11 protein-coding genes and 1 tRNA gene are annotated in these 13151 nt (G+C 56.7%); 9 read left to right on the forward strand and 3 right to left on the reverse strand.

Annotated elements, in window-relative coordinates; translation table 11 throughout:
- Positions 1-17 precede the first annotated feature (17 nt).
- On the reverse strand, positions 18-2063 hold the full coding sequence (locus MCM46_08175) for a sodium-translocating pyrophosphatase (protein ID MCG3111784.1): 2046 nt from the start codon (positions 2061-2063) through the stop codon (positions 18-20).
- 187 nt (positions 2064-2250) lie between these two features.
- On the opposite strand from MCM46_08175, the gene MCM46_08180 reads away from it, so the two are divergent.
- Entirely contained in the window at positions 2251-3288 is a 1038-nt protein-coding gene (locus tag MCM46_08180; protein ID MCG3111785.1) for a histidine kinase, read from the forward strand.
- Positions 3285-3956 (forward strand): response regulator transcription factor, encoded by a 672-nt coding sequence (locus MCM46_08185; GenBank protein MCG3111786.1) that lies wholly within the window; start codon positions 3285-3287, stop codon positions 3954-3956. The genes MCM46_08180 and MCM46_08185 overlap by 4 nt, the downstream gene beginning before the upstream one ends.
- 63 nt (positions 3957-4019) lie before the next feature.
- On the opposite strand, the gene MCM46_08190 is transcribed toward MCM46_08185, so the two are convergent.
- Positions 4020-4322, reverse strand: coding sequence for a hypothetical protein (locus MCM46_08190; protein ID MCG3111787.1), 303 nt, complete (start codon positions 4320-4322; stop codon positions 4020-4022).
- A 318-nt stretch (positions 4323-4640) separates the two neighbouring features.
- Here MCM46_08190 and MCM46_08195 point away from each other — a divergent pair, with 318 nt between their 5' ends.
- Positions 4641-5849 carry an ATP-grasp domain-containing protein gene (locus MCM46_08195; protein ID MCG3111788.1) on the forward strand — a complete coding sequence of 403 codons (1209 nt, stop codon included), beginning with the start codon at positions 4641-4643 and terminating at the stop codon, positions 5847-5849.
- Between the two features lie 20 nt (positions 5850-5869).
- Here the strand turns inward: MCM46_08195 and MCM46_08200 are convergent, their stop codons facing one another.
- Complete coding sequence (locus tag MCM46_08200) at positions 5870-7015, reverse strand: threonine ammonia-lyase (GenBank protein MCG3111789.1); 1146 nt, start codon at positions 7013-7015, stop codon at positions 5870-5872.
- 223 nt (positions 7016-7238) lie between these two features.
- Here MCM46_08200 and MCM46_08205 point away from each other — a divergent pair.
- From MCM46_08205 to MCM46_08230, 6 genes are all read left to right on the forward strand, one after another.
- A tRNA-Leu gene (locus tag MCM46_08205) sits at positions 7239-7322 on the forward strand.
- A gap of 217 nt (positions 7323-7539) precedes the next feature.
- Positions 7540-8811: a trigger factor gene (gene tig / locus MCM46_08210; GenBank protein MCG3111790.1), complete on the forward strand. Its 1272-nt coding sequence runs from the start codon at positions 7540-7542 to the stop codon at positions 8809-8811.
- Between the two features lie 103 nt (positions 8812-8914).
- Positions 8915-9505, forward strand: coding sequence for an ATP-dependent Clp endopeptidase proteolytic subunit ClpP (gene clpP / locus MCM46_08215; protein MCG3111791.1), 591 nt, complete (start codon positions 8915-8917; stop codon positions 9503-9505).
- Positions 9506-9559: 54 nt separating this feature from the next.
- The gene (gene clpX / locus MCM46_08220) at positions 9560-10813 is read left to right on the forward strand and encodes an ATP-dependent Clp protease ATP-binding subunit ClpX (protein MCG3111792.1); all 1254 of its coding nucleotides are present in this window, start codon (positions 9560-9562) and stop codon (positions 10811-10813) included.
- Between the two features lie 62 nt (positions 10814-10875).
- On the forward strand, positions 10876-12393 hold the full coding sequence (locus tag MCM46_08225; GenBank protein MCG3111793.1) for an ABC transporter substrate-binding protein: 1518 nt from the start codon (positions 10876-10878) through the stop codon (positions 12391-12393).
- Entirely contained in the window at positions 12390-13136 is a 747-nt protein-coding gene (locus tag MCM46_08230) for a gamma-glutamyl-gamma-aminobutyrate hydrolase family protein (protein ID MCG3111794.1), read from the forward strand. Before MCM46_08225 ends, MCM46_08230 begins: the two co-directional genes overlap by 4 nt.
- Positions 13137-13151: the final 15 nt, after the last annotated feature.

Consider the following 13151-nt stretch of genomic DNA (forward strand, 5'->3'; position numbering starts at 1 on the left):
CTCTTGATTCTCGTCTTTTAAGCAAACAGCAACACGCCGATCAGAACGGCCACGAGGTTGATTACCTTGATCATCGGGTTGATCGCCGGGCCGGCCGTGTCTTTGTATGGATCGCCGACTGTATCGCCGGTGACCGCTGCCTGATGGGCCGGACTTTTCTTCCCGCCGTGGTGGCCCTCTTCGATATATTTCTTTGCGTTGTCCCACGCCGCCCCGCCCGAGGTCATCGAGATGGCGACGAAAAGACCGGTGACAATGCTCCCGACCAAGACCCCGCCGAGCGCCTTCGGACCGAGGATCACACCGACGATCAAGGGGGCCAGCACCGGAATCAGCGACGGGACCATCATCTTTTGAAGCGCAGCGATCGTCACGATATCGACGCACCGGCCGTAATCGGGCTTGCCGGTCCCCTCCATAATCCCCTTGATCTCCCTAAACTGTCGGCGAACCTCTTCGACGATCGAACCGGCCGCCTCTCCGACCGCCTTCATCAAATAAGCGGCAAAGAGAAACGGGAGCATCCCGCCGATAAAGAGGCCGACCAGGACCAGCGGGTCGGAGAGATCAAAAACCATCGCCGTCCCCCCCTTGGAAACCGAGCGGGTATATTCGGAGAAAAGAACGATCGCGGCCAATCCGGCCGATCCGATGGCATACCCTTTCGTCACCGCCTTGGTGGTGTTGCCGACAGCGTCGAGCGGGTCGGTCACATCGCGAACCTCTTTCCCCATGTTCGCCATCTCGGCGATCCCCCCGGCGTTGTCGGTGATCGGGCCGAAGGAGTCGATCGCCACGACGATCCCCGCCATCGTCAACATCGCTTCCGCCGCGATCGCCACGCCGAAGAGGCCGGCCAGCGAATAGCTGGCGAGAATCGCTCCGGCGATCACGAGCACCGGAAGGGCGGTCGACTGGAGAGAGACCGCCAGCCCGGCGATGATATTGGTGCCGTGGCCGGTCACCGACGCCCGCGCGATCTCTTGAACCGGGCTGAACTTTTTGGCGGTGTAATAATCGGTGATCACCACCAGGGCAAGGGTCACCCCCAATCCGACCAGCGCCGTCAAATAATAGTTGATCACCGGGATGCCGCCGACCCCGTCCATGAGCCAAGCGGTCACCGGGTAGAAGGCGATCGCAGAGAGGATGCCGGTCGCGGCGAATCCTTTGTAAAGAGCCGGCATAATGCCCCCCCCCGGGCCCAGCTTCACAAACCAGCTTCCGATGATCGTCATCAAAATCGCCACCCCGCCGAGGACCAGCGGGAAGAGAAGGGCATTCTTCGCTTCGGGGTAGAGAAGGTGGGCGAGCGCCATCGTCGCGACCGTCGTCACGGCATAGGTCTCGAAGAGATCGGCCGCCATGCCGGCGCAGTCGCCGACATTGTCGCCGACGTTATCGGCGATCACCGCCGGGTTGCGCGGATCGTCTTCCGGAATCCCCGCCTCTACCTTTCCGACGAGATCGGCCCCGACATCGGCCGCTTTCGTATAGATTCCCCCACCGACCCGGGCAAAGAGGGAGATTAAGCTCCCCCCCAATCCCAACGAGAGAAGGGCCGGAATGGTTTTCTCTTCCCCGGCGATCGCGGAGGCGACGGCGTAGAATCCGGTCACGGCCAGAAGACCCAAACTGATCAGGAGGAGCCCGGTGACCGCTCCCCCTTTGAAAGCGACCTGCAGCGCGGCATTCATTCCCTGATGGGCCGCCTGGGCCGTCCGTGCATTGGCCCGCACCGCGACCATCATCCCGACGTAACCGGAGATCCCGGAGGCGACCCCGCCGATCAGAAAACCGGTGGCGGTCAGCAGGCCGAAATGCTCCGACCAAATCCCGGAAACCCAGAGAAGAACAAAAAGGACCGCCGCGACAATGGAGATCGTTTTAAATTGCCGGATCATATACGCCTGGGCCCCTTCGTGGATCGCGGCCTGAATTTTTCTCATCTCAGCGGTTCCCGCATCGAGTCTCATCACCCAGAAGGAAAGGTAGAGGGCGTAGGCAATCCCCACGCCGGCGCAGATGAGCGAGAAGAGTATGACGAACGATGTGTTCTCCATTGTGATCTGTTCTCCTATCTATATAGTCATGAGATTCCGGGCGTCAAAACCCCACATTTTACGGAGAGATCTCATTGTTTGTCAAGGCATATTCTCCTCTACCTTGTCAGTCAAAACGAATTCGGATAGAATGAGGCCGTTCCGGGATCGGGATCGAGATCGATCGTATTCAACAGGGGGGAGAAGCGTGACGAATGTGGCGATCATCGGCGGAGGACGCGGCGGGACCTCTCTGATTGAAATCTTCTACAACGATCCGCTGGTTCGAATCGTCGGGGTGGCCGATATTGACAAAAACGCCCCCGGGATTCGCCTCGCCCGGAAGTTGAAAATCCCTGTCACGCTCGATTATCAAAAACTCCTCAAGTCAAAAAAGGTCGACCTGGTCATCGATGTCACCGGAGATAAAGCCGTCGAGGAGATCCTTCTCACCTCGCGCCGGCCGGGGGTGGCGGTCATCGGCGGGCCCTCGGCGATGTTCATGTGGCAGCTGATCGAGGAGCGGATCAAAAGCAAAGAAGAGATCGAACGACACCTGCTGGAGTACCAATCGCTTTATCGGCTCTATGTCAAAGAGGTGGAGCTTGCGATTGCAGAAGAGCGGACGCGGATCGCATGCGATATCCACGATGGTCTCGTTCAGACCCTCGTCGGGCTGAACTACCGCCTCGATTATTGCGCCGACCAGCTCAATAAAAACCCCGCCCTGACCCTTCAATCGATCCAGGAGACCAAGGCGCTTCTCAAAGAGGCGATCTCCGAAGCAAGGGAGGTCATCTTCAATCTCCGTCCGATTTACCTCGACCGCGCCGGGCTTCTCCCCTCGGTGAAAAAATACCTCAAAACCTACGAACGGCAATACCAGATCGAGACCCATTTGGAAAACGCCGGGAATGAAGGGACGGTCCCCTTGCAGGCGAAGATTTTTATTTTCCGGATCGTTCAAGAGGCGCTGGCCAACATTCAACGGCACGCTCGGGCAAAACAGGTCTGGATCAAGCTCGACATTCAACCGAGGCGGTTGACCGCCGCCATCATCGACGACGGGGTCGGATTTGATTTCAGGCCCAACGAAGTCGATCGGACCGACTCAAACTCCTTCGGCCTCAAGTCGATTATGGAACGGGCGCGCCTCTTGGGGGGGAAAGCGGAAATCCTCAGCCGCAAGGGGCAAGGGACCCAGGTCCGGATCGAGGTTCCCCTTTCGAAGGAGAAAAGGGGATGACCAAGATCCGGATTTTAATTGCCGATGATCACCGGGTGGTTCGGGAAGGGCTCGTCGCGATTCTCAAGAGTCGAAGCGATATGGATGTGGTGGGCGAAGCGATCAACGGCTTCGAGGTGATCGAGAAAACCAAAGCGCTGAAACCCGATGTAATCTTGATGGATATCTCCATGCCGCAGATGAACGGCGTGGAAGCAACCCGGGCGGTCCGGAAAATCTCTCCCGAGATCGGAATCGTCGTCCTGACGATGCACGATGACGATGCAACGATCTTCGAGCTGGTTCGGACCGGGGTTCACGGCTATCTTCTGAAGGATGCCGACTCTTCTGAGATCGTCAAGGCGATCCAATCGATCTACAAGGGAGAGTCGATCATTCACCCTTCGATCGCCCGGAAGATTCTGGGCGAATTTTCACAACTCGAACCCGAACAGGTCAAGAAGGCCCCCCGCCAAATGTACAATCTAAGCGGGAGAGAAGTAGACGTCTTGCGGCGGGTGGCCAAAGGGAAAACCAACAAAGAAATCGCCAGCGAGCTGCACCTCAGCGAGAAGACCATCAAAAACCACGTCCGGAACATCTTTCACAAGATGGGGGTTTACGACCGGACGGAGGCGGCGATGAAAGGGGTTCAGGAAGGAATTATTGATTTGGAGCAGAGAAAGTAGGGGCAGAAACCCTGCCCCTACTTTCTCATCGGGCTTAATTAGGTCGTATACGACTTATAGGACCTATGATTTTCTGACTTCAATCTTTTCTGCCAGAAGCCGTTCCCCGTCCATTTTGAACGTTACCACCGCCTTGTCGTTGACCTTCACCCCTTCCAGCAGTTTAGCCGACGCAACAAATTGGATCGGTTTCCCCGTTTCGGCATCAACGATGGTGAAGGCCCCCTCTGAGGTCCCGATCGCCTTCACGACCCCCATGTGTTTATCGGGTCCCATCGAAGAGCAGGCCCAACTCATTCCGGCCGTCGCCGCCGAAATCGAAACGGTTAATGCCAGCGCTACCAACATCCACCCTTTCTGACGCATCTCTCACCTCCTTTGTTTTTTTCAAATCGTATCCTTTTCGAATCGTCGAGTCAACGGTTTTTCAGGCCCGAAATGTTCTTAATAAGAAATGGCTGAGGAAGAACTTTCCCTTTTCATGAAAAAGAATTCACATCCCAGAAAGAAAATGCGTCTCCTTCGCAAAGTATTAATGCCTTACCACGTAATGCACGCTACAAACCGCGACGATAACGATCCCTCTGTGATGGTGCGCTCCTTGCATCTATCGAGCTTGGTTATGGAAATTTATCTTACATTATCTCTGATACGTCAATCGAACTTTCTGTAGGGAGGAGACATTTGTCACCCAAGCCGATGCCGGCCGTGGTGCTGGGTGAGATAGGCCTGGTACGTTGTCTCGGGGAATGGGGAGTTCCTTGCGTGGTGGTCGCCTGCAACAAAGACCACCTGGCCTTTGCATCACGCTATTGCATCGAATCGGTGGTGGTGCCGAGTTTCGACCCGGACTGCCGCGAGACGCTGGAGCTCCTTCTGATGATCGGGAGAAGACTGGGAAAGTCGGTTCTCTTCTGCAACGGAGAGCCTGATTTTCTCTTCGTCTCGAAGAACCGCGACCTCCTCTCTCGCTATTTTCTGATCGATCTCCCCTCGGAAAAGCAGGCCGATCTCTTGGTAGATAAAGGGCTCTTTTACAAGATGGGGGCCGAATATGGATTTCCAATCCCAAGAACCTGGCAGCCAAACGACCCGGGCGAGCTCGAAAAGATGATTTCCGAGATCCCCTTCCCCTGCATCCTCAAACCGATGCAGCAGGTCTTCTGGAAGAGCGCCGCATTCCAGAAGCAATACGGCGTCGGGATCAAGGCGATTCAGGCAAAAGATGCGGAGACTCTCCGTAGCCTTTACCGTGATATCTGGTCGCATCATCCGGGGGTGTTGATTCAGGAATATATCCCCGGCGGCGACGATCAGCTCTATTTTTTTGATACCTACTTCAACGCCCGCTCGGAGCCGCTCGGCTACTTTATCGCCCGCCGGATCCGGACCTATCCGATTCATTGCGGAATCAGCACCCTCGCCGTCACGGTGAATGATCCGGCCATTGCGAAAGCGGCGCTGCGCGTCCTCCAGTCGATCGAATACCGCGGGGCCGCTCATCTCGACTTCAAACGGGACAGCCGCGACGGCTCCCCCCGGCTCCTTGAGATCAATCCCCGGTTCGGTCTGGCGATCGACCTCGGCGCGCGGGCCGGGGTCAATCTTCCGATGCGGGCCTATCTGGCACAGCTTGGACGATCGCTTCATTTCAAGGAGGATTACCGCCCCGGAATCAAATGGATCGATACGAAGAGCGACCTGAAAGCCCTTCAATGCTACCGGAAAACCGAGGAGTGGACCCTTTCCCGTTGGGCACAGTCATTTGACGGCCCCAAGATGTTCCGAATCTGGAGCGCGCGCGATCCCGGCCCGGCGCTGACCGCCACCCGGCGGTTTCTAAAGCGGCAGGTCCAAAGATGGATCGGAGCCCCCCCCGCGAAAACATCCTGAACGTCGATGAAACGAATCCTTCAAAGGAGGAGATAACCGAGGTGTTCCAGGCCGGCGAGGATCTCCCGATTGTGGTCGGGACCGCGCGTTTCGAGCGAAAGCTCCACGCGGGTCTCCGAAAGGGGAAGGTTCAGTGACAGGCGGTCGTGAACGATGTGGACGATATTGGCGCCGAGGTGACCGACGGCATGGGTCAGTCCGGCCAAGGCACCCGGGCGATCGGGGATCACGACGGAGAGCCGCAGCAGCCGGCCGGTCCGGACCAGGCCCCGCTCGATAATCCGCTCCAGAAGGGTGACATCGATGTTCCCGCCGCTGATGATCAGGCAGACCGGGCCGCGGATGCCCCGGCCGTGGTTCAGGAGGGCCGCCAGGGGAACCGCCCCCGCCCCCTCTGCGATGATCCGCTTGTGCTCCATGAGAAGAAGGACCGCTTCGGCAATTTCTTCTTCGCGGACCGAGATGATCTGATCGAGATGACGCTCCAGGAGCGGCCGGGTCCGGCGCCCCGGATGTTTCACCGCAATGCCATCGGCGAGGGTCGGACGGGCGGGCGCCGTCACCCCGATCACCCGGATCTTCGGGTTGATCCCCTTCACCGCCGTCCCCACCCCGCCGGCGAGTCCCCCGCCGCCGATCGGAACAAGGATTGTCGCGACCTCCGGATATTCTTCGACGATCTCCAGCCCCAGGGTCCCCTGTCCCGCGACGATCGCGTCATCATCAAACGCATGGATCAGGACTTTCCCTTCCGCTTCCGCGATCCGCCGCGCTTCCTTCATCGCTTCATCAAAACTCTTCCCCTTAATAATTATCCTTGCGCCATAGGAACGGGTCGCCTCCTGTTTGGCGAGGGAAGCCCCTTCCGGCATGACAATCGTGGACGCGACATGCAGGGTCCGCGCGGCGAGGGCGACCCCCTGGGCATGATTTCCCGCCGACGCGGCGATCACCCCCCGGCGCCGCTCCGCCGCCGTCAGAAGGGAGAGCCGATTGGCCGCACCCCGAATTTTAAACGATCCGGTCTTTTGGAGGTTCTCCAGCTTTAGGTAAACGGGAAGCCCGGCCCGTAGACTGAGCGAGCGGGATGTCACCAGCGGCGTTCGATCGACAGAGGAGGCGATCGCCTCTCGGGCAGACCGGATCTCTTTGAGTCCGATGGACATCCCCCTCCTTTCGCGCAGTGTCAAGGTTGAAAAACTGACGCCCAATGTATCACAGATCTTTATTTCAAAAAAGGTGGGGTTCAACATGTTGAATCCTACCAGAAACGCTGCCGGCCTGACCCGGCGCCTTCTCTTGCGGAATGATTGCAGATTGGTCTCTTCCATGATATAATCCGTTCCTCTTTTCCGATTCTAGAAGGGACCTTCCTTCGGTACAACGTGTGCGAGAGTGGCGGAATGGCAGACGCGCCAGACTTAGGATCTGGTGGGTCACCCCGTGGGGGTTCAAGTCCCCCCTCTCGCACCAACTCTCGATCCACAATACACGATCGATAGACGAAGCGTTCCACCGATCTTCCATGTCGGAGGCCGTCTATCGCATAGGGGGTAAGGAAGAAGTATGGCGATCCCCCAGCGAGACCGGATGAGAATCAGTTGATACGTAAGTCGAAGCGGCGTCAGGGTAAACAATTGACAATCACACTGAGCAGAGATAGAATGGAAACGTTTTTCGGAAGGAGCGTATGAAAGTTCAGGTTGAAGAGATCACACCTGTCAAGAAATCCCTTAAGATCGAAATCCCGCAAGAAGTCGTCTCCAGCGAATTCGAAGTCGCTTATTCCGATTTGAAAAAAAAGGCGAAGGTCCCCGGCTTTCGTCCGGGAAAGGCGCCTCTCTCCCTTCTTGAAAAGAAATTCGGCCCTTCCGTCGAAGAAGATATCGTCCGGAAGCTGGTCCCGGAGTATTACCAAAAAGCGATTAAGGAGGCCGGACTCTCCCCCGTGGAATTTCCTTCAATTGAGAAGATCGAGTTAAAGAAGGGAGCGCCGCTTCTCTTTACGGCCACCGTCGAGATCAAACCGACGATTCAGCTTTCGAACTATTCGGGAATTCCGGTCCCGCGCAAAGAGATCAAGGTGACCGATGAAGAGGTCGAACAGACGCTGAAACGGCTTCAGGATGATCAGGGGCGACTGGAGGCTTCTCCCGAGGAGCGTGCAATAGAATCAAACGATTATGCTATAATCGATTTCGAAGGATCGATCGACGGAAAACCGGTTGATCAGGGCAAGGCAGAGGGGTACACTTTACAAATCGGCTCAAACACTTTTCCCTCCGAATTTGAATCTTCCCTCCTCGGCAAGAAGAAGGGAGATCAGATGGAAATCGATGTTCCCTACCCGGCCGACTATCCGAACAAGGAAATTGCGGGGAAGAGCGTCCGATTCAAAATCCATGTGAAGGAAATTAAGAACAAGGTCCTTCCTCCATTGGACGACGAGCTTGCGAAGGACATCGGTCTCTCCTCTCTTGAGGAATTAAGAGGCAAAATCAAAAATACGCTGCTGGAACAACGGACCGCTCAACAGGAGCACGACCAGAAGAACCTGCTCATGAAGAAGCTGGTCGAAATGCATTCGTTTGACGTTCCCGAGTCGATGGTGGACCGTGAGCTGCACACCATGATTGATCGACTTCAGGAGCGCGTTCAGCAACCGCTCGATCACGAGTCGCTTCACAAAGAATACGAATCGACCGCCAAAGAACGGGTGAAGGGAACATTCCTCTTGAACGAAATTGCCGACGCGGAAAAAATTGAGGTGTCCGAACAAGAGATCGATGAGGAAATCAACCGCCTCGCGCAACGCGCCAAGGTGTCGCCGCAAGAAGCAAAGCGCGCCATCCATCAGCAACAAGGATCGTTGGAAGGGTTGAAAGCAAGGATCAGAGAGGAAAAAACCCTCAACCGGGTTTATTCTCTAGCCCAATTCGAAGACAAAGGGGAGACGGCATAGCGGCCGTCAGGCCGCCGTCCCCTTCGTCGAAAACAAAACGCAAACCCAATAGAGACCCTCCGGTCACACGACTCTTGGCCGAAGACAAAGGAGAAATGGCGTAATGCTGGTACCCATGGTCATCGAACAGACGACCCGCGGCGAGCGGGCCTACGATATCTACTCCCGTCTTCTCAAAGACAGGATTATCTTCTTAGGGACGGCGGTGGACGACAACATCTCGAATTTGATCATTGCGCAGTTGCTCTTCCTGGAAGCGGAAGACCCGGAGAAAGATATCAATCTTTATGTCAACTCTCCGGGGGGCTTGGTCACGGCGGGTCTTGCGATTTATGATACAATACAATATATCAAATCATCCGTCTCGACCATTTGCATCGGACAAGCGGCAAGCATGGGAGCCCTCCTTCTCTCAGCCGGAACAAAGGGAAAACGATATGCCCTTCCCAACGCGCGGGTTATGATTCACCAGCCGATGGGCGGCTTTCAAGGACAGGCGACCGACATTGATATCCACGCCCGTGAGATCTTAAAGATGCGGGAACGCCTGAATGAAATCTTGGCGAAACACACCGGCCAACCGATCGAAAAGATCCGCACCGACACGGAGCGGGATTATTTCATGTCGGGCGAGGAAGCGAAGACCTACGGCATCATCGATGAGGTCATTGAACGCGCGCCGGTACGGAAGTAACCATCACCACGCATCATCTTTAATCTTAACTCCATTAGATATGGGGAGGAACGCATGGCAAAACAGGAAAAAACCGATTCGCTTCTTCGCTGCTCTTTTTGTGGAAAGAGCCGGGATGAGGTCAAGAAGCTGATCGCAGGACCGACCGTCTACATTTGCGACGAGTGTGTTGACCTTTGCAACGACATTATTGCCGAAGAGTGGGAAGAAGAAAAGGAAGAGACTTCATCGACCCTCCCCAAACCTGTTGAGATCAAGAAAATTCTCGACCAATTCGTGATCGGCCAGGAACGCGCCAAGAAAATCCTCTCCGTGGCGGTCCACAACCACTATAAGCGGGTCGCCACCAACGCGCAGAGCGACGAGATCGAGCTGCAGAAGGGGAATATTCTGATGATCGGTCCCACCGGGACCGGGAAGACCCTCCTGGCGCAGACGATGGCGCGCATTCTTGACGTTCCCTTCACGATCGCCGATGCGACGACCCTGACCGAAGCCGGCTACGTCGGCGAGGATGTCGAGAACATCATTCTGAAATTATTGCAGGCGGCCGATTATGACGTCGAGAAAGCCGAGAAGGGGATCGTCTACATCGACGAGATCGACAAGATCTCGCGAAAGAGCGAGTCTCCCTCCATCACCCGCGACGTCTCGGGCGAAGGGGTTCAGCAGGCCCTTTTGAAATTGATCGAGGGAACCGTCGCGAACGTTCCGCCGCAGGGGGGACGGAAACATCCGCATCAGGAATTCATCCAGGTCGATACCACCAACATCCTCTTCATCTGCGGGGGAGCGTTCGTCGGTCTGGAACAGATCATCGAGCAGCGGATTCACAAAAAATCGATGGGATTCGGCGCCGATGTAAAGGGCAAGACAGAGCGCCGCCTCGGAGATCTCTTGAGGATGTCTCAGTCGGAAGACATGATCAAATTCGGACTAATCCCCGAGTTCGTCGGACGGCTTCCGGTCACCGCCACCCTGGAAGATCTGGAAGAGACCGCGTTGATGCGCATCCTCACCGAGCCGAAGAGCGCGCTCATCAAACAGTATGAGAAGCTCTTCTCTCTCGAAAAAGTGAAGCTGAAATTTACCGACAGCGCCCTTGCCGCCGTCGCGAAGAAATCGTTCGCGCAGAAAACCGGCGCCCGCGGGCTTCGATCGATCTTGGAAGAGGTGATGCTCGAGCTGATGTACGAACTCCCCTCGCTCAAGAACGTGAAGGAGTGCGTCATTACCGAAGAGGTGATCAACGGAACCGGCCAGCCGGTCCTCCTCTACGAACGCGAGAAGGGAATCAAATCGGCGTAATCCACCCCAATAAACGGATGATAAAAGAGGGGCACGGCAAACCGTGCCCCTCTTTGTATTTCATGACTCCTTTTCTTTTTATCCTCTTCTTCTTTTTCGCCGGGTGCACTTCCTCCCCCCCGGCCGATCCCCCCTTCGTCGTCGCCATCGAAGCGGCTCCGACGCAGTTCGATCCGCGCCTCGCGACCGACGCTTATTCAGAACGGATCGGCCAGCTCCTCTTCAGCCGCCTCCTTCGGTCCGACGCCGCCGGTCAAAAGGTTCCCGATCTGGCGGAGCGCTGGGAAGTGGCGGGAGAAACCATCTACACTTTTCATCTGAGGAAGAATGTCCGGTTTCACGACGGCCGTCCGCTCACCTCCGAAGATGTCCGCTATACCTTCGAGAGCATCCTCGATCCTGCATTCGCATCGCCCCATCGAAAAAGTTTCGAGATGGTCTCCCGGATCGAGACCCCCGACGCCGCGACGGTCCGCTTCATTTTAAAGAAACCCCACGCCCCTTTTCTCACCGAGATGACAAAAGGAATTGTCCCGAAACATCTGGCGGAGAAAGGGGGCCCCGGCACGCTCGCCTCCCATCCGATCGGATCGGGACCCTTTCGATTCGTCCGGTATGATCCGGATGAGGCCGTCGAGCTGGCCGCCTTCTCCGATTATTTCGACGGGGCGCCGGCGATCCCGCGGCTTCTCTTTCGAATCATCCCGGAAGATTCGGTCCGCCTGCTCGAATTGGAGAAGGGGAACATCGATCTCCTCCAGAATGCCTTCCCTCCCGACGCCCTTCCCCGTCTTCAGCAGAACCCGCGGCTGAAGATCATTCAGGCCCCGAGCACCACTTACAGCTACCTCGGGTTTAATCTCAACGATCCGATCCTACAAAAAAAACCGGTTCGAGAAGCGATCGCCCTGGCGATCGACCGCGATGCGATCACCGAGCACCTCTTCGAGGGGCTCGCCCGCCCCGCCGCCGGTCTCCTCTCCCCCTCCCACTGGGCTTATGCCGATTCGGTCAAAGTGTATCGATACGATCCGGAGCAGGCGAAGGAACGGCTTGACGAGGCCGGCTTTCCCGATCCTCCCGGACCGGCGCCGCGCTTTCATCTCGTCCATAAGACCTCGCAAAACGACCTGGCCCGAAGGGTGGTCGAAGTGATCCAACGCCAGCTCTCGGAAATCGGCATCGCCGTGACGATTCGGAATTACGAGTGGGGAACCTTCTACGGCGACATCAAATCGGGGAACTTCCAGATCTTTACCCTCTCCTGGGTCGGTGTGGACGATCCTGACATTTACCACAACCTCTTTCACTCGGAGAGCGTCCCGCCGAACGGGGCGAACCGCGTCCAGTATCGCAACCCAAAAATCGACACGCTGCTCGAAGCGGGAAGGATCACCCTGGACCCAGAAAAACGAAAAGCGGTCTATACTGAAATCCAACAAATCATCGCCGAGGATCTCCCCTATTTCAGCCTCTGGCACACGATGAACGTGGCGGTGATGAAGAACGAGGTCGAAGGATTTAGACTCTATCCCGACGGCGATTTTTACGGACTGAAGGAGGCGCGACGAAATCGATGAGACCGATCATCGGCATCACCAGCGATTACAACAGCGGCGACCGCCCCGAGTTCGGCGGGAAGATCCCGACCTGTTTTCTGCGCGACCGGTATGTGCGAGCGATCGAAGTCACCGGCGGGATTCCGCTGATCCTCCCGCCGCTCGGGTCTCCTTCCACATCGGCGCGGTCGATCTTGGAGCGAATCGACGGTCTTCTCCTGACCGGAAGCGGACCCGACATCGACCCAGAGAGCTACGGCGAGCACCGGCGATTCCCATTCAAGACGGTGCACCCGAAGCGGTTCTTACTGGAGCGGGAGCTCGTTCGACAAGCGAAGAAAAAAGGGATGCCGATCTTGGGAATCTGCGGCGGGATGCAGTTGATGAACGTGGCGGCAGGCGGGAGCCTCTATCAAGATATCAAAGGGCAAATCCCGAAAGCGATGCAGCACCAGCGCGGCGGGAAGCCGGCCCACATGATTGAGGTGAAAAAGGGAACGCTCCTTTCCAAAATCCTGAAGGGAGACCAGATCCGCGTCAACAGCGCCCATCATCAGGGGGTGAAGCAGGTCGCGCCGGGATATGTCGTCAACGCGGAAGCCGACGATGGCGTGATCGAAGGGATCGAGGCGGTCGGCTATCCGTTCGTCCTCGGCGTGCAGTGGCATCCGGAATTTCTTAACGCCGATGATCAGAGCGCGACCCTCTTTAAAGCCTTCCTCAAGATGGCCGCCCGGCACGGCAAAAATGGCATCCGGCGATAACACCCTCTCTTCTTA

It is taken from the genome of Candidatus Manganitrophus morganii, from assembly GCA_021651055.1.
In the GTDB taxonomy this organism is placed as follows: domain Bacteria; phylum Nitrospirota; class Nitrospiria; order SBBL01; family Manganitrophaceae; genus Manganitrophus; species Manganitrophus morganii.